Below are 22,526 nucleotides of genomic sequence, written 5' to 3' on the forward strand. Positions count from 1 at the left end.
TCACGCGCCGCAGCGCTCGACCTGCCGCGGCACGACTTCCTCGAAACTGCACAGGGCCTGCCCGTCGGCGGCGCACACGGTCCCGCTGCCGATCGTGCTGCATTCGTAGGAGAGGCCTTGTGTGCGCGCTTCCAGCCCCTGCCCGCCGACCGTCTCCACAAGGCCGCCGCAAACCCGCTCCGCCTCTTCCAGCGCGCGGGCCTGCGCATCGGCCTGCGCCGCGGGACGCCCCGCCAGCGGACGCGCATCGCCGATCCCGGCATAGAGCGGGAGCGTCTGCGAGGTCGGCGAAAACGTCTCCCGCTCTTCCACGCTGCGCCCGTCGAGCAATGCGCGCGCCTCGTTGGCGTAAGCGCCTTCGGGATGGCGCGAGAGGAACAGGCGCAGGTCCTTGCAACTGCCCGGCTCCCGCCCATCCCATGCGGCCTGCTCCTGCGCCGAGGCCATGTCGGCAAAGCCCAGCCCCTGGTAGAGCGCGATCATGCTTTCGGTGAAGGTGAGGAAGCCGATGACGGGCAGCGCCAGCGCGGAAAAGACCACTGCGAGCTGGCGCATCAGCAGCTTGCGCGGCGCGCTCGGGGCCATCGGATCGCGCCCGGCCGCCTTGTAGCGCGCGGCCGCGATCACGTCCCGCGTGTAGCTGTCGCCGATCAGCCGTCGGCGCCACCCGCTGGGATGCGACCGCCAGCCGCTGAGGTCGTAGACGGTGCAGTCGATATCCGCCGGGACCGAGCCGCGATCGAGTTCGACCGCGATACCCTTGTTGGCGAGGCAACCGTCCCTGGCGATGGCATGAAAGGCGACGGCCTCGTCCGATCCGGACAGCGCGGCCGCGCCGAAGAAGAAGACGATCGCCCGAGCCTCCGCCGCCCGCACGCCGGTCTCCAGCCATTGCGGCGAACCGGGTTCGGCCCGGTCCCAGTAGACGTCGAGCCCGGCCTCGATCATCTCGTCCACGATCAATTCGACCCGGGCGGCATCGGCCGGCATGGACAAGGCAAGTATCATGTGTCTGGCTCCTGTTCCGGAACCTGATCGAGCGCTTCAGTCGCACTTTCCGATACACTATTTTCCGCCTCCGCCTCGGCCCGGGACTGCAGCGCGCGGTCGATCGCCGCTGCGAAACCCAGCGAATCCATCCGGTCGAAATTGTCGCGAACCTGCTCCCAGCCATGCCCTTCGGCCCCGGATTCCGCCAGTTTCGCAAGCGCCTCGCCCCGCGCAGCCCACCATTGCGGCAGGTCCGACGTGTGCCCCTCGCCCGACGCCGCCGCGTCCTCGATCACCGCCTGCGCCGTCTCCAGCGCCAGCGTGTATCCCATCACCTTGCTCTGCGCATTTCCGCGCTTTCCCTCCACTTCGCCAAAGGCGATCATCGCGCGGAAACCGATGACGTGGACCTCGTCCACTTGCGGGAAATCGCGGCCGATGGCGCTCGCCTTGATCGCGGCCTGGCCGAAATGGTTGCGCGCCGCATCGAGGTCCCCCGCCCGCACCGCGGCGCCGCCGGCCAGCAGATGCGAGCGTGCGAGCGCGAGGCGCGCGATGCCGTTCGGGTTGCAACTGCCGCTCTCGGCCGGTTCGAAGACGTCCTGCTCCTCGCGGCAGGCCGCTACGCCCAGCTCGTCCGCGGCGACGATCTCTTCTGCCAGCGGGACAAGCTTCGCAACGAACGCGTCCGCAGGCGCAAACGCTCCACCGTGCCGGTATAGCTCCGCACGGGCCGACAGCGCGCTCCACCGGATACCCTTGAGCGCAAGCGAATCCGGGAATTTCGCAGCAAGGGTGTCGAGCTCGGCCAAGGCATTTTCGAGGAAGGCCGCGGCCCCGATCGCCTCGGTTTCCGGGTCGAGGGAACTGCCCAGCGCCGTGTAAACCGCGGCGCGGGCCTGCCGGAGCGCCCCTTCGCCGGGTGCATCGGCGAGCGCCCGGTCCAGAAGAGCGCGCGCTTCCTGCAGCAACGCCAGTCCCGTCTCGCGATCGCCCGCCGCGACGGCGGCCTGCCCCTGCGCGATCAAGGCATCCTGCAGGAGCAGCAGGGTTCCCTGATCCCCGTCGGCCTGATCGTGCATCCGCCTCGCGGCATCGACAGCGGTGGCGAATGCGCGCCGGGCGAAGTCCTGATCGTCGGTCAGGATCGCGGTGCGCCCGATCGTCATCGCGGCGACAGCCAACTCGAGGTCGGTCTCACCAAGCTCCAGTGCCCGGGCCGCCGCTTCGTAGGAATCCTGCAGGCGAAGCGTACGCAGGTAGAGCTCGGCCAGCATCAGCCAGTCGCCGGACCGGGTGTCGTCGAAATCGACCACTTCCTCGTAAAGCGTGATGACCGTCGCGAGCGTCTCCTGCCCGTCATCGACCTTCTCGTAATAGAGCGCCGCCTCAGCACGCGCCTCGGCCGCGAACCGTTCCCGCCGGCTGAGTTTGCGGTCTTCCAGCATGGCCTTCGCCCGCGCCCAGGCCGATGGCGAGCCCTCGTTGAAGAGCCGCAGGACTTCCTGACCTTCCTCGGTTGCGGAAAGCTGGGCCGCATTGTCGAGCAAGCGGCGGTGCTGCGCGGCGTATTGCTGCTCCAGCGATGCCAGACGGGTAGTGAATTCTTCCTGCTGCGCGGCGTTTTCGTCCTGCAACCGGTCCAGCTGCGCCCGCAACTGCCCCGCCTGACCCGAGCTCTTGCGGACGTCGGAGTTCAGCCGCCTGATCTGGGCTTCGCGATTGCTGATCTGGCGGCGCAGTTCGAGCAGCTGGGCATCGGTCTGCCGCCGATAGGCGCGCAAGGTCTGCTCCGACTTGTAGACATAGGCTGCGGCCTGCCGCGACTGGGCCTGCGCCAGTGCGGGCGGTCCCAGCACAAGCGCGCAGAGCGCCGTCAGCAGTATCGCAATCGATCGGAAACCGGACCCGGCCAAAAAGAAAACCCTCCGTTCGCACCGTAAGGCGCGAACGGAGGGAATTTTGGATCAGAATTCGGGAGGCGCTCAGCCCCGGTGGACGATCAGGCGCCTTGCGGGGCGGTTCCGCCTTCGCCGGAGCCGCCGAAGCGCTTGCCGGCTTTCGGGATCGCGGACCCGGCTACCGGGCGCACCGTGCCCGGACCGGAAGGCTGGTCGGGCCGGTTAAGCTTGCCGTCGGCCATCAGCTGATCGATTTCCTCGCCCGTGAGCGTCTCGTATTCCAGCATCGCCTGGGCGAGCAGGTGCAGCTTGTCCTCCTGCTCCTTCAGGACTTCCCGCGCGCGGGTATGGGCATCCTCGACCAACTTCTTGATCTCCTGGTCGATCAGCTTGTTGGTTTCGGCCCCGGCCATCGTGCGCTGGGTTTGCCCCATGCCGAGATAGCCTTCTTGGCTCGCTTCATACTGTAGCGGGCCGAGCTTGTCGGACATGCCCCACTTGGTGACCATGTTGCGGGCCAGATCGGTGGCGTACTGGATGTCCGAAGACGCGCCCGAGCTTACCTTGTCATATCCGAAGATGATCTCTTCGGCGACACGGCCGCCCATCGCCACCGCGAGGTTCGCGTGCATCTTGTCCCGGTGGTAGCTGTAATTGTCCCGCTCCGGCAGGCGCATCACCATGCCGAGCGCACGACCGCGCGGGATGATTGTGGCCTTGTGGATGGGATCGGATGCCGGCTCGTTCAGGCTGACGAGGGCGTGACCGGCTTCGTGATAGGCGGTCATCTTCTTCTCGTCGTCGGTCATGACCATCGAGCGGCGTTCGCTGCCCATCATGACTTTGTCCTTGGCGTCCTCGAATTCCTGCATCGCGACGAGGCGCTTGTTCCGCCGCGCGGCCAGCAACGCAGCCTCGTTCACCAGGTTGGCGAGATCGGCACCGGAAAATCCGGGGGTTCCGCGCGCGATCGTGCGGCTGTTCACGTCGGGCGCCAGCGGCACCTTCTTCATGTGAACGCCCAGGATCTTCTCGCGCCCGTCGATGTCGGGGATCGGCACGACGACCTGGCGGTCGAAGCGGCCGGGCCGCAGCAGCGCCGGGTCGAGCACGTCGGGCCGGTTGGTGGCGGCGATGATGATGATGCCTTCATTGGCCTCGAACCCGTCCATCTCGACCAGCAGCTGGTTCAGCGTCTGCTCGCGCTCGTCGTTCGAGTTGCCGAGGCCGTGACCGCGCGACCGGCCGACCGCGTCGATTTCGTCGATGAAGACGATGCAGGGCGCGTTCTTCTTGGCCTGTTCGAACATGTCGCGCACACGGCTTGCACCGACACCGACGAACATTTCGACGAAGTCGGAGCCGGAAATGGTGAAGAACGGCACGCCCGCTTCCCCCGCGATAGCGCGGGCGAGCAGGGTCTTGCCGGTACCGGGCGAACCGACCAGCAGCGCGCCCTTGGGAATCTGTCCACCGAGCTTGGAGAAACGCGACGGGTCCTTCAGGAACTCAACGATCTCTTCCAGTTCCTCGCGCGCTTCGTCGATGCCCGCGACGTCGTCGAAGGTGACCCGGCCCTGGCGTTCGGTCAGCATCTTAGCCTTGGACTTGCCGAAGCCCATCGCGCCGCCAGCACCGCCGCCCTTCTGGACCTGGCGAAGGGCGAAGAACGCGATCCCGAGGATCAGGATGAAAGGCAGCGACTGGATCAGGATAAGGAGCAGCGGGTTCATCCGCTCCATCGGCGCGCCCGAATACTGCACGCCCTGCTCCTCGAGAAGCTTGGGCAGGTCGGAGTCGCCCTGTACCGGAACGGTCGAGAAAGCCTCTCCATTCTTGAGAGTGCCGGTAATGCGCTCCGGCCCGATCTTGACCTCTTCGACCGAACCGGCCGCAACGTCCGACCGGAACTTGGAATAAGTGACTTCCTCGGCCGCGCCCTGCCCTCCATTGGAGAACATCGTCACCAACAGGACGAGCGCCACGAAAATGCCGCCCCAGATCATCAGGCTCTTCAGCCAGGGGTTCGGACCCTGCGGTTCGTTTTCGTCGCTCATTTCTCGGCAAGTCCTTTCAGCCCGTCAATGTAAGGGCGGCCGGGTGAATGGCAAGTTGACGCCGGGGTTGCGCGAGAAGCGAATTTATCGATCGCAGCCATCGACCGCGTAGGAGCGACAGAACACTTCGACCGCGCCGGTAATCCGGTCCCTGTCGCGCTCCGGATCGATCGGCGCGCCGAAGCGCCGTTCCAGGTCGCCCATCCCCTTGCACATCGCGACGAACTGCTCCGCCGCAAGGTCCGCATCCTCGATTCTGACTTCGCCCGCCTCGTTCTTCGCTTTCAGAAACGCGGCAAACGCGGCCTTCATCTTGTGGGGACCGGCTGCGAGGAACGTCGCGCCGATGGCCGGATCCCGCTCGGTTTCGGCGGCGATCCGGCGCTCGAACTGGATCATCTTGGGCCGCGAAAGGAAAGCCGCCATGGCCTCCCCGATCGCCGTCAACCTCTCGCGCAGCGTTCCGCCGGTTTCGCCGTCGATATCGAATGCGCCGCGCATCCGGTCGCACTCCCGCTCGACCGCCGCGGTGAAAAGGCCGTCCTTGTCACCGAACTGGTTGTAGATCGTGACCTTCGAAACGCCGGCTTCCGCCGCGATCGCCTCGATCGAACTGCCGGCGAATCCATGCAAGAAAAACGACTGGGTGGCCGCCGCCAGGATGGCCGACCGCTTTTCGGCATCGATCGTCCGGCCGCCACGACGGTTTTCGGATATTGACAATCTGAACGCTCCCGTTCATTTGAACGACATCGTTCACTTATGCGCAAGTCGGCGGCGCTTGGCAAGCGTTCGCCCGCAAACGAGGCTAGGCGAAACAATGCTTTGGATCGCGATCCGAATGCTGACCGGCGACAAGCAGAAGTTCTACGGCCTGCTGTTCGGAATCGCCTTTTCCACCCTCCTCATCACGCAGCAGCTGACGATCTTCGTGAACCTGCTCGAGCGCGGGGCGAGCGGCGTTTACAACGTCTCCGATGCCCAGGTCTGGGTGATGGATCCGGTCAGCCGGACCACGGAGGTGGCTTATCCCATGCCCTCCACCGCGCTGGACAGGGTGCGCGGCGTACCGGGCGTCGAATGGGCCGTACCCCATATCCGCGCCAGCGCATCGGTGCGCACGTCCGAGGGCGACCTGGAAGGCGTCTCCGTCATCGGCGTGGACGACGCGACACTGATCGGCTTGCCCGCCCGGATGGCAGAAGGCGACGAGAATGTGCTGGCCCAGCCCGACTCGGTCATCATCGACGATGTCGGCACGACCAACATGTTCGCTGAAGGCGTCGATCCGATCGGCCAGCGGCTCGAACTGAACGACCAGCGCGCCGTCATCCGGGGTATCGCGGACTCCATTCCCAGCTTCACCAGCCAGGTCACCCTCTATACGAAATACAGCCAGGCCCTGCGATACGTGCCCGGCACGCGCAACAGGATGAGCTTCGTCCTGGCGGCTCCGTCGGACGGCCTGACCCCGGAAGCGCTCGCCCAGCGGATCGAGGAGCGGACCGGGTTGCGGGCGCGCACGCGCGACGAGTTCGCGCAGGACGGCATCGACTTCATCATCGAGAACACCGGGATACCACTCAATTTCGGGATTACCGTAGCTTTGGGATTCATCGTCGGCGTCGCGATCGTGGGGCTGACTTTCAGCCTCTTCATACGAGACAACATCCGGCAGTTCGGTGCCCTGAAGGCGATCGGCGTCACCAACGGCAAGATCCGCGGCATGGTCGCGGCGCAGGCCGCGCTCGTCGGCCTCGTGGGCTATTCGCTCGGGGTGCTGGGGACCATCGGGTTCATCGTCGCCAATTCTGGCGTCCCCACCTTCAAGGGGTTCTATATCCCCTGGCAGGTCCCGATCATCTCGTTCGTGGCAATGGTGTTGATCATCGGCATAACCGGATGGCTCGCGCTGCGAAACGTCATGAAGACCGAACCGGCGGCGGTGTTCCGATGACGCAGGAACCGACCGGCCAGCCCGCGATCGAAACGCGCGGCGTTACGCGCGACTTCACCGCGGGACAGCAGATCATCACGGTGCTGCACGGCATCGACCTGCAGGTAAAGGCGGGAGAGCTTACCTATCTCGTCGGCGAAAGCGGTTCGGGCAAGACGACGCTGATTTCCATCATGTGCGGCATATTGTGGCCGACCGAAGGCGACGTGCGCATCTTCGGCACCGATATCTACGACCTGTCGGACGACGACCTCGTCCGCTTCCGGCTGAACAATATCGGCTTCATCTTTCAGCAGTACAATCTGATCCCCGCCATCGATGCCGCATCGAATGCGGCCGTGCCGCTGATCGCGCAGGGGGTGGAACGCGCGGAGGCGACCGAACGGGCGACGGCCATGCTGGAGCGGCTCAATATCGCGGACCAGGCGAAGAAGCTCCCCAGCCAGCTTTCCGGCGGCCAGCAGCAGCGCGTCGCCATCGCGCGCGCATTGGTCCACGAACCGCGCCTTGTCGTCTGCGACGAACCCACGGCCGCACTCGATGCCAAATCCGGGCGCAGGGTGATGGACCTGCTGCGCGAAGTCGCCGTGGCCGAAGACCGGGCCTGCATCATCGTGACGCACGACAATCGGGTCTTCGACCTCGCGGACCGGATACTGGTGCTGGAAGACGGCCACATCACTCACGACGGCACGGAAATGCCGGACCACGAAGACGCCTAGGAGCTCGCTTGCCATGGGACTTTTGCCCGACAATGTCAGTTTCTCCCGCCGGGTCCTCCCGGTCATCGCGGTGTTGGGACTGGTGTTCGCCGCCGTCTTCGTGGTGTCGGGCCTGCCCGAACGCGAGATCACGCAACCGGAGAACGAGCCGCCGCGCGCCACCGGGACGCTGGCGGACGGTGCACGCGTGGCGGGTGCCGGGGTGGTCGAACCGTCGAGCGAGATCATCGATATCGGCACCGCACTGCCGGGGCTGGTGACCGACCTTCTCGTCCGACCGGGCGACTTCGTGGAGCAGGGACAGCCGCTGTTCGTGGTCGATACGAGGGCGCTGCAAGCACGCGCGGCGGAGACCCGCTCCCAGATCGGCGAAGCGCAGGCCGCCGTTGGCGAGGCGGAGGCCGCAGTGCGCGAGGCGCAGGCGGCGATCGCCGAGGCGCGCGCGGCGGAAGCGACAGCGGCGCGGCAACTGGCGCTCTACCGGGATATAGACGATCCCGCAGCGGTCAGCCGCGCCGAAGTGATCCGGGCCGAGGGCGAGGCCGCGACCGCGCGCGAACGGCGGCAGCTGGCGGAAACGCGGCTCGGTCAGGCCCACGCACGTCTCGCGCAGGCCCGCCAGCGTGTCGCGAGCGCAAGGGCACAGGCCGGCTCGACCGAAACGGAAATCGGCCGCTCCACCGTGCGCGCGCCGATGTCGGGGCAGATCCTCGCCGTCAATATCCGGCCCGGGGAGTTCGTCTCTACCGGCGGGGCCGGTGGCAACACGACGCCGTTCATCCAGATGGGCGAAACCCGCCCTCTCTACGTGCGGGTCGATATCGACGAGAACGAGGCGGGCCGGGTCGAACTCGGCAAGCCGGCGATCGTGAGCCCCCGCGGGGGCGCGGACCGGCAGGTGCGCGCCCGCTTCGTTCGCGCGGAACCACTCGTCACGCCGAAGCGATCGCTGACCAACAGCGCGTCGGAGCGAGTCGACGTACGCGTGTTGCAGGTCCTCTACGAGCTGCCGGAGAGCGACGGCCTGTTCCGGGTCGGGCAGCAGATCGACGCCTTCATCCCCGCGCGCGCCGGGAGCCGGACCAGCCAGCAGACCAGTGAGCGCGGAGAGGAATGATGCGCCGGTCTTCTGTCATTGCCCTGGCGGCAAGCCTTGCGCTTGCCGGCTGCGTCGCGGGGCCACCGCCGCGGATCGACACCGCGCCGCCGGACCTGCCGGGCGATTTCGCGCTCGCCGTCGACCCTTCAGCACAGGCGACACTGGATGCGCTGCTGCCCACGAGCGATCCCGCTTTCGCCATTCTCTCCCATGTGGCGCTTGCCGAGGGGCCGCGGCTGGCGGAGGCGGTGGCGCGGATCGATGCGGCGCGGGCGGCGGCCGACCGGGCCGGGGCGAACTGGTTGCCTTCGGTCGGTGCAGAGGCGTCCGTGACGGGGCAACGGACCAATCCGAACCAGTTCGGGGCGGCCCTGCCGCCGGGCATCGCCTTCGATACTGAGCGCGTCGCCTACGCGGCGAACCTGACGGCGAGCTGGGATCCGGACCTGTTCGGCAGGCTTCGGGCCCGGGAAAGGGCAGCATCGGCGCGCGTCGATGCCGCTGGTGCGGAGGCGGCCGCAGTGCGGGTCGCGCTGCTGTCCGAGATCGCCGCCGCGGTGGTCGACTGTCGCACTCTGGACCAGCGCGAGGCCGCGCTGCGGTCCGACCTTGCAGCGGCGCAGCGGCTGGTCGAGCTGTCCCTCAGCCGCGAGCGGGCCGGGATCGCGCCCGGTTTCGACCGCGTCCGGGCCGAAAGCGCGGCCGAGGCGAGCCTGACGCGCATTGAAGCGCTCGAAAGCGAACGGGCGCGTCTGATCGGACGGCTGGTGACGCTGACCGGCCAACCGGCGCAGACGGTGCTGGATGCGCTGGACGAGCCCGTCCCGGAAACCACCCTCCCGGCACCTCCGGCGAGCCTGCCGTCGGAACTGCTTTCGCGCCGGCCCGACGTGCAGGCCGCCGCGGCCCGTCTCGCGGCCAGCGATGCGGACCTCTATGCCACCGCGGCGCAACGCTTCCCGCAATTCAGCCTGAGCGCGGTGCTGGGCCTGCTCTCCTTCGATCTGGGCGGACTGTTCGACGAGGATGCGGTCGTGGGCTCGGCGGGCGCGGGCTTGCTGGCGCCGATCCTCGATTTCGGGCGGATCGAGGCGGAAATCGATGGCGCCGCCGCGGACAAGCGGGCGTCCTTCCAGGCGTACAGGAACGCGGTCTTCACCGCTCTGGGCGATGCGGAGACAGGCTACGGCCTGGTCGCCGCCGCCGACAGGGAACTGGCCGCCGCCACGCGGGAAGCCGCCAGTGCCGAAAGAGCCGCGAACCTTGCCGACACGCGCTTTCGCGCAGGCCTCAGCAATTTCCTCGAAGTGCTGGAAGCGCGCCGGTCCGCGGACACTTCAGGAGAGCGGGCCGCCGCTGCCAGAGGTCGGGCGCTGCGCGCGCGCATCCTCCTGTGGCAGGCGCTGGGCGGTGGCGATGCCGGCCGCGCCGGGGCGCCCGGATCGGGTCAGCCCCCTCCGCCCATCAGCGAATAGGCGAGCACGGCGATGGAACCGGTCGCCAGCGCTCCGGCCAAGACGGTCAGCAGGCCGTCACGCACCAGCATGGCAAGTCCGAAGGCGGCGATCGCCATCATCGGCGCGGAACTGGCGAAGGGTATGACTTCCAGCGGCGGGACCATGGCGCACAGGACGATGATCGCCAGCGCCTGCATGCGGACCGAGAAGCGTCCGGTCAGCCATTCCAGCCGCTTGTGGAAGACGGTGTCGATCCGCTCGGCATAGCGGTCCGCCTTGTCGGTGATCGCGGTAATCGTGTCGCTCTTCACCGTGCGCTTCTGGACGAATTGCGGGAGCCAGACGTGGTCCTTCCCCAACGCGATCTGGACCGCGATCAGCGCGATGATGGCGGCAATGACCGTGGGAACGCCGGGAATTGCGCCGGCCGGGCTCAGCTCGATCAGCGGCAGCAGCACGAGGAAGGGGCCGTAACTGCGCGATCCGAATTCATCGAGCACGTCCGCGACACTGACGCGGTCCCTGGTCTCGGCCAGATGCTCCAGCCCTTCCAGGACGTCTTCCAGGTTTTCCGGATCGTGATCCAATGCGTGCGGTCCTTGCCCGGAGTCGGCTATGCGGCAGGCGATCGTTTCAGCAGAGCGCTGCGAAGGCACCGGCACACCACCTCGTCGCGCTGGTTCAGCGCCTCGTGGGTGAAGGTGACGATGCCGGCTTCGGGCCGCGAACGGGATTCGCGCAGTTCGGTGACTTCGCTGGTCGCGCGCAGGGTATCGCCCAGGAAAACGGGCTTGGGCATGACCAGCTTGTCGTAGCCCAGATTGGCGACCAGCGTGCCGAGCGTCGTGTCGCCGACCGAGAGGCCCACCATCAGCGAGAAGGTGAAGGTGCCGTTGACGAGGATCCGGCCGAACTCGCTCGCCTTAGCCGCTTCCGCGTCCAGGTGCAGGGGCTGCGGGTTGTGGGTCATGGTCGTGAACAGGAGATTGTCGGTTTCGGTCACCGTCCGGCGGATATCGTGCTCGATCCGGTCGCCCACCTGCCATTCGTCGAAATACCTGCCGGCCATGTCATGCTCCTGATAGGGAATTTTCACAAAGGTTGCATGGGAGGCGCGCGGGGTCCAGATCGTTCCCCGCGATACCGCACCCCCGAATCCCCCCAAGAGGCTCAATGACCCATCCCGTTTCGCTCGACCGTTCAGCCATTCGCCGCGCCTACCGCGAGGAAGAGCAGGCCTGCGTCGAGACGCGACTGAAACAGGCGAGCGTCTTTTCCAAGATCCATCCCGAGACCGAAGGCCTGGCCGTCAAGCTGGTCGAAGGCGCACGCGCCGAAAAGGCGAGCGGGATCGACGCCTTCCTGCACCAGTACGGGCTGGATACCGAAGAAGGCATCGCCCTCATGTGCGTGGCCGAAGCGCTATTGCGCGTGCCGGACGGGGCGACCGCCGACGCGCTCATCCGCGACAAGATCGGCGCGATCGACTGGGGCGAGCATCTGGGCGAGAGCAGTTCGACCTTCGTCAACGCGGCCACCTTCTCGCTCATGCTGACGGGCGAGGTGCTGGAGCGGCCCGAGGAACACCAGCGCGGCATGCGCCGGACCTTCCAGAAGACGATGAACCGGCTGGGCGAGCCGGTAATCCGGCAGGCCACCACGCGGGCTATGCGCATCCTGGGCGGCCAGTTCGTCTTCGGCCGCAACATGGAAGAGGCGCTGAAGCGCGCCGCACCCGAGCGGCGCGAAGGGTGGACCCACAGCTTCGACATGCTGGGCGAAGCGGCGATGACGATGGCCGATGCGGAGCGGTACCGCGTGGCCTATTCGAACGCGATCGACCGGCTGGCGCGCGAGGCCGAGGGCACGATCGCCACGTCCCCCGGCATTTCGGTGAAGCTGTCCGCGCTCTATCCGAAATACGACATCTACCACGCCGAATCCGCCATCAAGTTCCTCGTCCCCATCGTCCGCGACTTGGCGGGCAAGGCCGCGGCGGCGAACATCCACTTCACCATCGATGCCGAGGAAGCCGAGCGGCTCGAACTCTCGCTCGACATCATTGAGGAAATCGCGGCGGACAATTCGCTGTTCGAAGGCGGCTGGAGCGGGTTCGGCATGGCGATCCAGGCGTACCAGAAGCGCGGCGTGCCGCTGTGCGAATGGATCGCGAAGTTGGCCCGCCGCCACGACCGGCGCTTCATGGTCCGGCTGGTCAAGGGCGCGTACTGGGACACGGAGATCAAGCTCAGCCAGGTTGGCGGCTTCACCGATTTCCCGGTCTTTTCCCGCAAGATCGCGACCGACGTGTCCTATCTCGCCTGCTCCGCGAAGCTGCTGGAAGCGCCCGACGCGATCTATCCCGCCTTCGCCACGCACAACGCCTATACCATTGCCGCGATCAAGACGCTGGCCGCCGACCGCCAGTTCGACGGGCCTTACGAATTCCAGCGGCTGCACGGCATGGGGGAGGATGTCTATGGCGCGCTGTCCGAGATCGAGCGCAACGACACAACGCCGGTGCGTATCTACGCCCCCGTCGGCGGTCACAAGGACCTCCTCGCCTATCTCGTCCGCCGTCTGCTGGAGAACGGCGCCAACAGCAGCTTCGTCAACCGGATGGCCGACGCGGACCTTCCCGCGGCGGAACTGGCGACCGATCCCGTGGCCGAACTGGCCGCACTGGAGCCCAAGCGCAATCCGAACATTCCGCTGCCCAAGGATATCTTCCCGAACCGCAGGAACAGCGCGGGGATCGACATTTCCGATCCGCTGGTGCGCGAACCGCTGCTGAAGCGGCTGGAAGCCCTGACGTCCAAGCGGTGGGATGCATCGCCCACTTTCAAGGCGCCCACGAGCGGGGAAATCGCCCCGATCACCAGCCCGCAGGACCTGACCCACGAAGTCGGCCTGCGCCGTGACGCGACCCAGGAAGAAGTCGAGGCGGCAATCACGCAGGCGGCCGAAATCCAGCCCGGCTGGGATCGGCTGGGAGGGGAGAAGCGCGCCCTGCTGCTGGAAGCGGCAGCCGACCTATTCGAGGAGCATACCGACGATTTCCTGTCGCTGTGCCAGCGCGAGGCGGGCAAAACGCTGCTCGACGCGATCCTGGAACTGCGCGAGGCGGTGGACTTCCTGCGCTTCTACGCCGGCGAAGCGCGGCGACAGTTCTCGGGTCCGATAATGCTGCCCGGACCGACGGGCGAGGAGAACCGGCTGTCCCTGCATGGAAGGGGCGTGTTCGCGACCATCAGCCCGTGGAACTTCCCGCTGGCGATCTTCATCGGTCCGGCCGCTGCGGCGCTGGCCGCGGGCAATACGGTCATCGCCAAGCCCGCCGAGCAGACCCCGCTGATCGCGGCCCTGGCGGTGCGCCTGTGCCACGAGGCCGGCATTCCCGAAGAAGCGTTCCAGATCCTGCCCGGTGCGGGCGAGGTCGGGCAGATGATCACGTCCGACCCGCGGGTTGCGGGCGTAGCCTTCACCGGTTCGACCGCGACGGCGCAGGCGATCAATCGCGGGCTGGCGGCGCGCGAAGGTCCGATCGCGACCTTTATCGCCGAAACCGGCGGCCAGAACGCCATGATCGTCGACAGTTCCGCCCTGCCCGAGCAGGTCACGCGGGACGTGGTCGCCAGCGCCTTCCAGAGCGCCGGCCAGCGCTGTTCGGCGCTGCGCATGCTGTACCTGCAGGACGATATCGCGGACGAGATGCTGGAGATGATCCGCGGCGCGTTCGAGATCCTGAATGTGGGCGATCCGGCCCTGTTCAAGACCGATGTCGGCCCGGTCATCGACCCCGACGCCCAGGCCGCGCTGGACCGCCACGTCGCCCGCCGGCAGCAGAACGGCCGCCCCGTCTGGCAGCACGACCTGCCGATCGACCTTTCCAAGGGCTGTTTCGTCGCGCCGACCATCATCGAACTCGACTCGATCCTCGACCTGCGACGGGAAAATTTCGGACCGGTCCTGCACGTCGCGCGCTTCAAGGCGAACCAGCTTGAGCGCGTGATCGAGGATATCAACGCGACCGAGTACGGCCTGACGCTAGGGCTGCACAGCCGCATCGACAGCGTGCGCGCATTCGTGGAAGCGCGGGCGAAGGTCGGCAATTTCTACGTCAACCGCAACCAGATCGGCGCGGTCGTGGAAAGCCAGCCCTTCGGCGGGGAAGGCATGTCCGGCACCGGCCCCAAGGCCGGCGGCCCGCACTACGTCGCGCATTTCGCGACCGAGCGCGTGGTCAGCATCGACACGACGGCGGCCGGCGGCAACGCCACCTTGCTGGCGAGCTGACGGCTTATCATGGCGGGGCAAATGGACTAGAGCGCCGTCATGCAACGGTTTCTCACGCTTCTCCTCGCGCTGGTCGCGCTCGGCTGGTCGGGCGCGGCCTCGGCCGAAGTCACGGTCCACTTCCACAGCTTCAACGGCAGCGTGCTGTGGGGCCGGTATCCGCACACCTTCGTCGTTCTCGAAGGCACGCTGGAAGACGGGACGCGGATCGACGAGAATTACGGGTTCTCCGCCCTCAAATCGAATACCGACGCGTTGCGGGGCCCGGTCAAGCAGACAATCCTGATCGAGAAGCCGAAGACGATCCGCAGCACCAACCGGCATTTCTCGGTCGAGGTGTCGGACGCCAAGTACCGCCAGATCCGCGATACGATGGTCGCGTGGCGTGACGCGCCAGGGCCCTATTACGACCTCGACAAGCGCAACTGCATCCATTTCGTCGGCACCATCGCCAAGATCGTCGGCCTGAAAGTGACTTACCCGTCGAACATGCTGCGCCGGCCGAAGAAGTGGCTGAACCACATCACAAGCCTCAATCCGCAACTGAACGCCAAGGAAATCTAGCAGGGGATAGACGCGTCGTCCGCTTGCCCGCACGCACCGGTCCGGAGAACATGGCACCATGACGATACTTTCGGACCGCTGGATTCGCGAAGCTGCCACGCAGCGCGGCATGATCGAACCCTTCGTGGAAGCGCAGCGGCGCGACGGCTGCATATCCTACGGCCTGTCGAGCTTCGGCTATGACGCGCGCGTGGCGGACGAGTTCAAGATCTTCACCAATGTCGACAATGCGGTGGTCGATCCGAAGGACTTCGCCGCGACCAGCTTCGTCGACCGCCAGACCGACATCTGCACCATCCCGCCCAACAGCTTCGCGCTCGCCCGGACGGTCGAATATTTCCGGGTGCCCGAAGATGTGCTGGTGATCTGCCTCGGCAAGAGCACCTACGCCCGGTGCGGCATCATCGTGAACGTGACGCCGCTCGAACCGGGCTGGGAAGGCCATGTGACGCTGGAGTTTTCCAACACCACCCCGCTGCCCGCGAAGATCTACGCCAACGAAGGCGCCTGCCAGTTCCTGTTCCTGCAGGGCAACGAACGGCCCGAAGTGACCTACGCGGACCGGGCGGGCAAATACATGGGCCAGCAGGGCGTCACCCTGCCGCGGTTGTAGGCGTACCGCCCAACGGCTTTGACACCGGCCGTCCGCCCCTGCATCTCTCCCCGCAAAGGAGAGCAGCCATGACCACGTCCGACCGCGAGTTCGATATCATCATCTACGGTGCCACCGGCTATACCGGGCGCCTGGTGGCGGAGCATTTCGTGCGGCGCTTCGGTTCGGCGAGCGACGGTCCGAAATGGGCGATGGGCGGACGCAACCAGGCGAAGCTGGAAGACGTGCGTACGCTGGTCGGCGCCTCTCCCGACACCCCTGTCGTGGTGGCCGACGCATCCAGCCGCGAAGCGATGGAGGCGATGTGCAAGCGCGCCCGCGTGGTCATATCGACCGTCGGCCCCTACCAGCTTTACGGAGACGAACTGGTCGCCGCCTGCGCGCGCACCGGGACCGATTACGCCGACCTGTGCGGCGAACCTGCATGGATGGCGGAGAAGATCGCCGAACTGCACGACACCGCGAAGGACAGCGGCGCGCGGATCAGCTTTTCATCGGGGTTCGATTCCATTCCGTTCGATCTGGGCGTGCTGATGCTGCAGGACCATGCGCGATCGAAGTTCGGCAAGCCGGCACCGCGCGTCAAGGGACGCGTCAGGGCCATGAAGGGCACGTTTTCCGGCGGGACGGCAGCCAGTCTTGGCGCGACGATGAAGGCGGCGGCCAAGAACCCGAAGCTGTTCGGCGTGCTCGGCAATCCTTTCGCGCTGACGCCCGGCTTCGAAGGTCCGAGCCAGCCGAACGGCATGATCCCGTCCTACGACGATGCGCTGGGCAAATGGGCGGCGCCGTTTGTCATGGCGCCGATCAACACCAAGAACGTGCACCGCACCAATTTCCTGCTCGGCTTCCCGTATGGCGAAGACTTCCGCTATGACGAGATGATGCTGACCAGCCCCGGCGATGCCGGGAAGGCAGCGGCCAACGCAGCTCTCGACATGATGAAGAACCCGTTCGGCGCCAAGCCTCCCAAGCCGGGCGAAGGCCCGACCGAGGAAGAACGCGAGAACGGCTTCTACGACGTGCTGTTCATCGGCGAATATCCGGATGGCGAGACCGTCCGATATGCGGTGAAAGGCCGTTACGATCCCGGCTACGGATCGACCAGCCGGATGCTGGGCGAAACGGGTCTGGCCCTGCTGGAAAGCGATGCCCCCGGCGGCATCGGCACGCCGGGGTCGATCCTGGGCAAGGACCTGGTCGAACGCCTGCGCGAACACGCCGAGCTGACCTTCGAACCCGAAGGCTAGCCCGGCGTATCGGCCCGGTCAGAAGCTGGTCAGCACGCTGACCTTGAAGTTGCGGCCGGGCAGCGGGACGAAGTCCTTGGTGAAGCTGGAATGGCGGCGTCCTTCGACGTCGAAGATATTGTCCGCCTTCAGCAGGATGCGAACCGTGTTGTCGCCGCGGATCGGAGTGAAAGCGAGCGAGGCGTTCACGAAGGTGAACTCGTCGGTCGTGGTCTCGAACGGCGCGATTTCGTCCTGCTCGGCGAAATACTGCACTTCGACGCGCGCATCGACCGGACCGGTCTGGGCCTCCAGCGCGCCGAGCAGGCTCAGCGGCGGGATGCGCGGCACGTTCGTGCCATCGTCCAATTCGGCTTCCACGTAGTCGCCGCGCAGGTCGGCAAGCAGGGTGAAGCCGTCCTGCTCGACCAGCGGCATGGTGATCTGCCCTTCAATCCCGAAATAGTCCGCATCGGCTTGCAGGAACTGGTAGACGGGGAGATCGTCCTCTTCCGCGCCCGTGTCCTGAAGATAGATGTAGTTGTCGAACCAGTTCTTGAAGACCGACAGCGACAGCGAGGCCGGGCCGATCCGCCCGCGCACGAAGGCTTCCGCGCCCCACGCACTTTCGGTCTGGAGGTCGGGATCGCCGATTTCGAATTGCTGGGTGGCGATATGCGGTCCATTGGAGAACAGTTCTTCCCCGCTGGGCGCACGCTCGGCGCGCGAACCGGTTACGCCGAAGCGAATACCGTCCTCGCCCGAAGGTTCGAAGACGAGCGACGCCGCGCCCGAGAACAGGTCGAAGTCGCGCCGGATACCGAGCGTGCGGGAATCGACGTCCACTGTCTCGTACCGCGCCGCGCCTTCGAGCTGCACGCCGCCAAGGTCGAGTTCCTGAAGTGCGAAGACCGAGAACTGGTCGGTCCGGTTCGGTTGTACGAAAGCTTCGGCGCCGATCGCCTCGAAATCGCGGAAATAATACTGGACGCCGATGGAACCGCCCAGATTGCCCATGGTGTTCTGGACGAGCTCCGCGCGTGCCTCGATACCCTGGACATCGAAAACGGTGCCTACTTCCTCGCCTTCGAATTCCGTGTGGGTATAGTCGCTGTACCCGACCCGGGTGCGCAACATCGAAAAGAAGCCGTCGCCAAGGTCCAGCTCGCCGCGCAAGTCGGCGCGGTACTGGCGAAGGTCGATCGAAACGCGCTCTTCGCCTTCCTCCTCGCCCGCCTCTTCTTCGGCACCCTCTTCCTCGCCGTGATGATGGCCGGCGCCGGGGCGACCGGGCACGCCGTAGAGCGTGTCGTACACTCCAAAGGAAAAGCCCAGATTGCTGTCGCCCGCGAAGAGCGTCAGGCCGGTGTTGGCAGACCAGGTTTCGGTATAGCTATTGGGCAGTATACCTTCCTGATTGGCCGCTTCGCGCAGTTCGTCCGCTTCCTCGAATTCGCCTTCCTCTTCCTCTTCGGCAGCATCGGCGAGGAGGTCGGCGCGCAGCGCGTCGGAGACCGAGAAGCCGGGTATCTCGATATCGTCCGTGTTGCGATAGGATCCGTCCACGTGGAAGACGAACATGTCGCCCAGCGGCACGTCCAGCGATCCGGCGCCGGACAGCAGGTTCCGGGCCGTGTCGGCTTCCGCCAGCACGTCGACATGGAAGGGCTCGTTCAGGCGACGCAGCGGGATGCGCTTGTCGATGATGTTGACCGCGCCTCCGATGGCCTGGCTGCCGTAGAGCAGGACCGCGGGGCCACGCAGGATTTCGACGCGTTCGGTCGTGAGCGGATCGACGGTGACGGCATGGTCGGCCGACGTGTTAGAGGCGTCGATCGCGCCAATCCCGTCGATGAGCACCCGCACGCGTTCCCCGTCGAAGCCGCGCAGAACGGGACGCGATGCGCCGGGCGAGAAGCTGGTCGCAGATACGCCGGGCTGCTTGGCAAGGACTTCGCCGATTTGGCCATCGAGTTCACGCTGCAGTTCGCGGCCCTCTACTACGGTGCTGCCCGCCAGAACGTCCAATTCGTCGACGCCGGGGGCCGTCACGACGATGACGCCCGAGGTATCAACCCGGCGATTGTGCAGGTCGTCGTCCTCGACCGTTTGTTCGGAAGACGCCGTGGTGCGATCCTGGGCCGAAGCCACGGGAGACGCCATGACGGCAGTGAAAGCGAGGAGCGAAGCACCGAAACGAAGCGGCGCGCGATAATTATGATACAACATAACGCGCGCCATACGCATCGACGGCAGCCATGCAACCCCTAACATCGCAGGCACGACGAATGTGCCTCCAACATCGACGAACGGCCTGCCCGTTTGCGCAGACGCGGCGCACGGCATCGTGCGGGACGGCGTGAACGCCGCATCGGGAGATGACCTGTCGGAAAAATGGAGCGGGCGAGGCGATTCGAACGCCCGACCCCAACCTTGGCAAGGTTGTGCTCTACCCCTGAGCTACGCCCGCTCACTGGCGCCGAACCGGATCCGCATATGCGTCTTCCGGTGGGGAAGCGGGCATCTAGCGACGGTGCGCAGATGCCGCAAGGGAAAATTCGTGGCCGCGGAACGTCTCGTCCTGTGGCCTTTCACTTCCGCCCGTAATACCCACATGGCAGGCAGACTCTAACAGCAGACTAACAGGAGCACCCCTTGGCCAGCATGGGATTGAATATCGAGGAACAGAAGGCCGTCGACCGGTTCCGCAAGGACGTGGTCGAACCGTCCATGTCGAAACTGGTGATCCTCGATTTCTGGGCCGAATGGTGCGGTCCGTGCAAGGCGCTGACGCCGGTGCTGGAAAAGGTCGCGGCCGAATATGCCGACAAGGGCGTTGTCCTGAAGAAGGTCAATGTCGACGAGGAGCAGTTCATCGCGAGCCAGTTCCAGGTGAAATCGATCCCGACCGTCTACGCCATGTTCCAGGGACAGCCAGTGGCCGACCTCACCAACGCGCGCTCCGAGAGCCAGCTGAAGCAGACGCTGGACCAGATCCTGGCACAGGTGCCCGTCGAAGGGGGCGCGGGTTCCGACGAGCAGGCCGGGCAGGATGTCTCCCAGTTCGTGGAAATGGCCGAGCAGGTGCTGGCAGAAGGCGATGCCGAGCGGGCCGCAGGGATCCTGTCGCAAGTCGTCGAAATGAAGCCGGATCATGCCGCCGCCCATGCCGGGCTGTTGCGCGCGCTGGTCGCCATGAACCGCGTTGACGAGGCGAAGGCGCATCTGGCCGCACTGCCGCAGGATGTCGCGTCCGATCCACTGGTACAACAGGCGGGCAGCGCGATCGAACTGGCCGGCACCCAAGTGGATCAGGGCGAGCTGGATGCGCTGCGCGCCGCGGCGGCCGAACGGCCGGCGGACATGGAAGCACAATATGCGTTTGCGGAAGCCGCCTTTGCCGCCGGCCAGCGCGACGACGCGGCCGATACGCTGCTATCCATGGTCGAAAGCGACCGGGAATGGAACGAGGGCGCGGCGCGCGCCAAGCTGCTGCAGATTTTCGAAGCCGTCGGGCTCGAGGATCCCTGGGTCGTCCAGACGCGGCGGCGCCTTTCGAAGATCCTGTTCGGCTGAGCGATGCCGACCCGTCTTTCCATCTTCCCCCTGACCGGCGCGATCCTGTTTCCCGGGTTGCAACTGCCGCTGCACCTGTTCGAGCCGCGCTATCGCGCGCTTGCGAGCGACGCGCTGGCCCGGGACCGGCGGATCGCGATGATCCAGCCCAAGCGGCAGGAGGAAGGCGCACCGCTGTACGAGATCGGCTGCGTCGGGCGGATCGAACAGGTCGAGGCGATGGAGGATGGGCGTTACAACCTGGTCCTCGAAGGGGAGAACCGCTTCCGGATACTGAGGGAGCTGGAAGTCACGACACCCTTCCGCCAGGTCGAAGCCGAATTGCTGGACGAGCCTGAGGAAGAGGCACTTTCCAGTGTGGAGCGGGCGGGTTTCGAACAGGAAGCGCGGCGGTTTGCGGATCTGCAGGGCTACAGCGTTGACTGGGACTCGGTCGCGCGGCTCGACGACGTCTCGCTGATCGACGGTGTCTCCCAGATCGCGCCGTTCGATCCGGCAGCCAAGCAGGCGCTGCTGGAAGCGCGCGACATCAACGCAAGGTGCGAATTGCTGGTCCAGCTGATGCAGTTCTATTCCCGGCGCGACGGCGACACCGAGATCGTGACGCTGCAGTAGCCGGCGCTAGATCCCGAAGGCCCCGCGCAGCCCGTCGATCACGTATTGGGCCGCCAGCGCGGCCAGCAGGACACCCAGCAGACGCGTGATGACCGCCTCGACCCGCGTGCCGAGCATGCGCATCAGCGGTCCCGCGGCAATCAGGGCCAGCATGGTCAGCAACAGGACCAAGGCGAGCGCTCCCAGCACCACCAGCGACTGGTCCAGCCCCTGGGCCGTGTTCATCAGCAGCATGATCGCGGCGATCGCGCCCGGCCCGGCCAGCATCGGCATGGCCATCGGGAAGACGGAAACGTCCTCGATTTCGGGATCGGCAGCGATCTTCTCCGCCCGGTCCTCGCGCCGCTGGGTGCGTTTCTCGAACACCATTTCCAAAGCGATCCAAAACAGCATGATGCCGCCTGCGATGCGGAAACTGTCGAGCTCGATATGCAGGGCGCCCAGCAGGGCTTCCCCGAAGAGCGCGAAGACCAGCAGGATGATCGCGGCGATCACGGCCGCGCGGATCGCCATAATGCGGCGCTGCGCGGAGGTCGCGCCCTTGGTCAGGCCCGCATAAATCGGAGCGCAGCCGGGCGGGTCGATGACCACGAACAGGGTTACGAAGGCCGAGATGAAGAGTTCGATCATGGCCGGACTATCGCGGGGAGCCGGTGGGCCAGCGCTGGTCGATCACGCGCTCCCACGCGCCCCCCGTCACCGCATCGACGGCGATCGCCCGTTCGCCGCTGTCGTACTGCATCCAGCGCCATGTCAGGGCACCGTCGGCCGACCGGCCGCTTCCCGTGCTTGCAGGCGCCGGGACTATGCCGTCCGGCTGTTCCGGCAGCGGATTGGCCGAACCGGGACAATCGGTCACCCGGCCCGACACCAGTTCGGGCGCGGTCACCAGGATCAGGCCTTCTTCGGCCTGCTGCGCCGGAGCCGGCTGCGGATCATCGAGTGCCATGGTGTTGTAGACCCACTCGTAATCCTCGCCGTCGTCCGATTCCCAGACCGTGACATAGGTACCGACGCGGCCCTCCCCGTCGACATAGCGTCCGCGGCTGACGGCATTGCGCGCGTCGCAGCTCATCCAGACGAGGCGCGGGTTCCACTGGATCGCCTCGGCGGGGTCGGGGCGACCGGACAGCCATGATCCCGCCTCGACCACACCGTCGGCGAGATGGATTCGGGCTGCCGAACCGGCGAATTCACGATAGGCGGTCCACTGGCCGTCCTCGCGCGCGGTGCGGGCAAAGGCGATCTCGCGCGCCACGATCTTGCTCGGCTGCGCCTTGCCGGGCGCGCTTTGCAGGACCCGGTCCACGCGTCGCTCGTATTCGCGCACCGCCGCCGAACTTGTGCAGGCCGACAGGAAGGCAAGAGCGAGAAGGGCGAGAGCGGCCTGTTTCATCATCGCTTCCTTACCCGCGCCGCCGGCATTGTCGAACCCCTGCCGGATCGAATT

General features: G+C 66.2%; 19 protein-coding genes and 1 tRNA gene. 10 read left to right on the forward strand and 10 right to left on the reverse strand.

Going from position 1 to position 22,526, the window contains the following annotated elements:
• The 4 genes from AB1K63_RS09740 to AB1K63_RS09755 all read right to left on the reverse strand — a co-directional run bounded on the left by AB1K63_RS09740 (position 1) and on the right by AB1K63_RS09755 (position 5,671).
• Positions 1-1,008, reverse strand: a complete 1,008-nt coding sequence (locus AB1K63_RS09740; RefSeq protein ID WP_366959916.1) for a hypothetical protein — start codon at positions 1,006-1,008, stop codon at positions 1-3.
• Entirely contained in the window at positions 1,005-2,849 is a 1,845-nt protein-coding gene (locus AB1K63_RS09745) for a hypothetical protein (protein ID WP_366959917.1), read from the reverse strand. Before AB1K63_RS09745 ends, AB1K63_RS09740 begins: the two co-directional genes overlap by 4 nt.
• Positions 2,850-2,992: 143 nt before the next feature.
• Complete coding sequence (gene ftsH, locus AB1K63_RS09750; protein WP_366959918.1) at positions 2,993-4,948, reverse strand: ATP-dependent zinc metalloprotease FtsH; 1,956 nt, start codon at positions 4,946-4,948, stop codon at positions 2,993-2,995.
• A gap of 84 nt (positions 4,949-5,032) precedes the next feature.
• Positions 5,033-5,671 (reverse strand): TetR/AcrR family transcriptional regulator, encoded by a 639-nt coding sequence (locus AB1K63_RS09755; RefSeq protein ID WP_366959920.1) that lies wholly within the window; start codon positions 5,669-5,671, stop codon positions 5,033-5,035.
• A 97-nt stretch (positions 5,672-5,768) separates the two neighbouring features.
• Here AB1K63_RS09755 and AB1K63_RS09760 point away from each other — a divergent pair, with 97 nt between their 5' ends.
• Genes AB1K63_RS09760 through AB1K63_RS09775 form a run of 4 tightly spaced genes read left to right on the forward strand, consistent with a single transcriptional unit; the run spans position 5,769 to position 10,201 of the window.
• Positions 5,769-6,905, forward strand: coding sequence for an ABC transporter permease (locus AB1K63_RS09760; protein WP_366959921.1), 1,137 nt, complete (start codon positions 5,769-5,771; stop codon positions 6,903-6,905).
• Positions 6,902-7,627 (forward strand): ABC transporter ATP-binding protein, encoded by a 726-nt coding sequence (locus tag AB1K63_RS09765; RefSeq protein ID WP_366959922.1) that lies wholly within the window; start codon positions 6,902-6,904, stop codon positions 7,625-7,627. Before AB1K63_RS09760 ends, AB1K63_RS09765 begins: the two co-directional genes overlap by 4 nt.
• 13 nt (positions 7,628-7,640) lie before the next feature.
• Entirely contained in the window at positions 7,641-8,744 is a 1,104-nt protein-coding gene (locus tag AB1K63_RS09770) for an HlyD family efflux transporter periplasmic adaptor subunit (RefSeq protein WP_366959923.1), read from the forward strand.
• Positions 8,741-10,201: an efflux transporter outer membrane subunit gene (locus tag AB1K63_RS09775; RefSeq protein WP_366959924.1), complete on the forward strand. Its 1,461-nt coding sequence runs from the start codon at positions 8,741-8,743 to the stop codon at positions 10,199-10,201. The genes AB1K63_RS09770 and AB1K63_RS09775 overlap by 4 nt, the downstream gene beginning before the upstream one ends.
• On the opposite strand, the gene AB1K63_RS09780 is transcribed toward AB1K63_RS09775, so the two are convergent.
• Together AB1K63_RS09780 and AB1K63_RS09785 are read right to left on the reverse strand one after the other, a co-directional pair.
• On the reverse strand, positions 10,174-10,770 hold the full coding sequence (locus tag AB1K63_RS09780) for an exopolysaccharide biosynthesis protein (protein WP_366959925.1): 597 nt from the start codon (positions 10,768-10,770) through the stop codon (positions 10,174-10,176). The genes AB1K63_RS09775 and AB1K63_RS09780 overlap by 28 nt on opposite strands.
• Before the next feature lie 26 nt (positions 10,771-10,796).
• Complete coding sequence (locus AB1K63_RS09785) at positions 10,797-11,252, reverse strand: MaoC family dehydratase (RefSeq protein ID WP_366959926.1); 456 nt, start codon at positions 11,250-11,252, stop codon at positions 10,797-10,799.
• Positions 11,253-11,356: 104 nt separating this feature from the next.
• Between AB1K63_RS09785 and putA the strand changes: the two genes are divergently transcribed.
• The 4 genes from putA to AB1K63_RS09805 all read left to right on the forward strand — a co-directional run bounded on the left by putA (position 11,357) and on the right by AB1K63_RS09805 (position 16,906).
• Complete coding sequence (putA, locus tag AB1K63_RS09790) at positions 11,357-14,479, forward strand: bifunctional proline dehydrogenase/L-glutamate gamma-semialdehyde dehydrogenase PutA (RefSeq protein WP_366959927.1); 3,123 nt, start codon at positions 11,357-11,359, stop codon at positions 14,477-14,479.
• Positions 14,480-14,518: 39 nt separating this feature from the next.
• The gene (locus tag AB1K63_RS09795) at positions 14,519-15,043 is read left to right on the forward strand and encodes a hypothetical protein (protein ID WP_366959928.1); all 525 of its coding nucleotides are present in this window, start codon (positions 14,519-14,521) and stop codon (positions 15,041-15,043) included.
• A 58-nt stretch (positions 15,044-15,101) separates the two neighbouring features.
• A complete protein-coding gene (gene dcd / locus AB1K63_RS09800) occupies positions 15,102-15,656 on the forward strand; it encodes a dCTP deaminase (protein ID WP_366959929.1) in 555 nt (184 codons plus the stop codon).
• A 68-nt stretch (positions 15,657-15,724) separates the two neighbouring features.
• Positions 15,725-16,906 (forward strand): saccharopine dehydrogenase NADP-binding domain-containing protein, encoded by a 1,182-nt coding sequence (locus AB1K63_RS09805; protein WP_366959930.1) that lies wholly within the window; start codon positions 15,725-15,727, stop codon positions 16,904-16,906.
• An 18-nt stretch (positions 16,907-16,924) separates the two neighbouring features.
• Here AB1K63_RS09805 and AB1K63_RS09810 read toward each other — a convergent pair whose 3' ends face one another.
• Complete coding sequence (locus AB1K63_RS09810) at positions 16,925-19,036, reverse strand: TonB-dependent receptor (RefSeq protein ID WP_366959932.1); 2,112 nt, start codon at positions 19,034-19,036, stop codon at positions 16,925-16,927.
• A gap of 244 nt (positions 19,037-19,280) precedes the next feature.
• Positions 19,281-19,355 (reverse strand) — tRNA-Gly (locus AB1K63_RS09815).
• Positions 19,356-19,549: 194 nt separating this feature from the next.
• Here AB1K63_RS09815 and AB1K63_RS09820 point away from each other — a divergent pair.
• Positions 19,550-20,461 carry a tetratricopeptide repeat protein gene (locus AB1K63_RS09820; protein ID WP_366960693.1) on the forward strand — a complete coding sequence of 304 codons (912 nt, stop codon included), beginning with the start codon at positions 19,550-19,552 and terminating at the stop codon, positions 20,459-20,461.
• A 3-nt stretch (positions 20,462-20,464) separates the two neighbouring features.
• Positions 20,465-21,076, forward strand: coding sequence for an LON peptidase substrate-binding domain-containing protein (locus AB1K63_RS09825; RefSeq protein ID WP_366959933.1), 612 nt, complete (start codon positions 20,465-20,467; stop codon positions 21,074-21,076).
• Between the two features lie 6 nt (positions 21,077-21,082).
• Here the strand turns inward: AB1K63_RS09825 and AB1K63_RS09830 are convergent, their stop codons facing one another.
• Entirely contained in the window at positions 21,083-21,706 is a 624-nt protein-coding gene (locus AB1K63_RS09830) for a MarC family protein (RefSeq protein ID WP_366959934.1), read from the reverse strand.
• Positions 21,707-21,713: 7 nt separating this feature from the next.
• Positions 21,714-22,475 (reverse strand): hypothetical protein, encoded by a 762-nt coding sequence (locus AB1K63_RS09835; protein ID WP_366959935.1) that lies wholly within the window; start codon positions 22,473-22,475, stop codon positions 21,714-21,716.
• Between the last annotated feature and the right edge of the window lie 51 nt (positions 22,476-22,526).

It is taken from the genome of Qipengyuania sp. JC766, from assembly GCF_040717445.1.
Classification (GTDB): domain Bacteria; phylum Pseudomonadota; class Alphaproteobacteria; order Sphingomonadales; family Sphingomonadaceae; genus JC766.